The sequence below is a fragment of the Johannesbaptistia floridana genome (genome assembly GCF_057440575.1).
The window spans coordinates 1-1638 of the sequence record NZ_JALKVM010000272.1; the positions used below are offsets into that span (position 1 = coordinate 1).

Here is a 1638-nt window from a genome sequence, read left to right on the forward strand (position 1 = left end):
TTAGTCAGACGTTGGGCCGTCCAAGCTGCGCGGCTTCAGCCCGCAGAAGTTGACTCGTGGAGGTAGATGATAGCTAACTAGATTTTAATTTTTCTTATAGCTATGGTTTTAGTACTTATTTTTTCCCAAAATAGATTATTTATGATCTTTTTTGGATTAAAATTTTTTCTTTGGTGAAGGACTTCCTTTAACAACCCAGACAAATGCTTTTAGTTGACTAAACCTTTATTTTACCAGAGTTGTTGAACTTAAACAGATGTAGTTTTTTCCCTGAACTATCCTAATGCTTAATCACCCCACCAACTCACAAAAGTATATCATAAATAGATCTTAAATAGGTATTTCTTTGAGAAAGCTTACATTACTTGGAAATTTCTACTGTGTTTCCTGTTATTTGGGATCCTTTGCGTAACGATTTAATTGTTTCTATGACTTCTGCCGCTGTTTCTTCTATTTCTGCTTCTGTGTTAAATCTACCAATTCCAAATCTTATTGAAGCGATCGCCTCGGAGTCACTTCTGCCTAATGCTTTTAATACATGAGATACTCCTGGTTTGGCTGATGCACAAGCTGAGCCTGATGATACAGCTATTTTCGATTGTATTCCCAGTAACAAGGCTGATCCATTTACTCCTTCTATGCTGATATTCAGATTACCCGCTAGTCTTTGCTCTTTATCTCCGTTTAGCTTAATTCCCTCTATACTATTTAATTTTTCCCATAATTTTTCTCTTAGTTTTAACTTATGGACTGATTCTGTTGGTCTTAATTCTTCTGCTAATTCTACTGCTTTGGCAAAGCCAACTATTTGGGGTGTATATAGGGTTCCTGATCTTAGTCCTTTTTCTTGTTCTCCTCCGTGAATTTGTGGGGCTAGTCTTACTCTTGGATTTTTTCTCCTTACATATAAGGCCCCTATTCCTTTTGGTCCATAGATTTTATGAGCTGTTAGAGACATTAAGTCTATTTTCATTGCTTCTACGTCTAGAGGCATTTTTCCTAGCCCTTGAGCTCCATCTGTATGCCATAATACTTGATGACTTCGGCATATTTCTCCAATTGCTCTTAAGTTTTGGATCACACCTATTTCGTTATTTGCTGCCATCACTGACACCAAAATTGTCTCTGCTTTGATTGTTTTTTCTAATTCTTCTAAATCAATTAATCCTTTTTCGTTTACTCCTAACCTAGTTATCTCAAAACCTAAGCTTTCTAAATAGCTACACGGATCTAATACCGCCTTATGCTCTGTTTGTACTGTTATTATATGACGTCCTTTGGATAAATAAGCTTCTGCTACTCCTTTTATCGCTAAATTATTTGCTTCTGTTGCTCCACTAGTAAATATAATTTCGCTTTCTTTAGCATTTATTGCTGAGGCTATTGTTTCCCTTGCTTTTTTTACCGCTGCTTCTGCTTCCCATCCGTAAGCATGGGTTACACTCGATGGGTTACCGAATTCTTCCGTGAAGTACGGTAGCATTGCCTCTACCACTCTCTTATCTACTGGTGTGGTAGCATTGTTATCTAAATAAATTGGACGAAATTTCATTTTCTGCTTTTTTTTACTTTAGCTTTCTTAATAAAACCGCTTCTAAAAATCTACTCAAATTTACTCAAACAGCAAAATAAGACAGA

The 1638-nt window shown here is 36.3% G+C and carries 1 protein-coding gene; it reads right to left on the reverse strand.

Translation table 11 applies throughout. The features are described from left to right. Window positions 1-361: 361 nt before the first annotated feature. Complete coding sequence (locus MW688_RS16915; protein WP_486737189.1) at window positions 362-1552, reverse strand: cysteine desulfurase family protein; 1191 nt, start codon at window positions 1550-1552, stop codon at window positions 362-364. Between the last annotated feature and the right edge of the window lie 86 nt (window positions 1553-1638).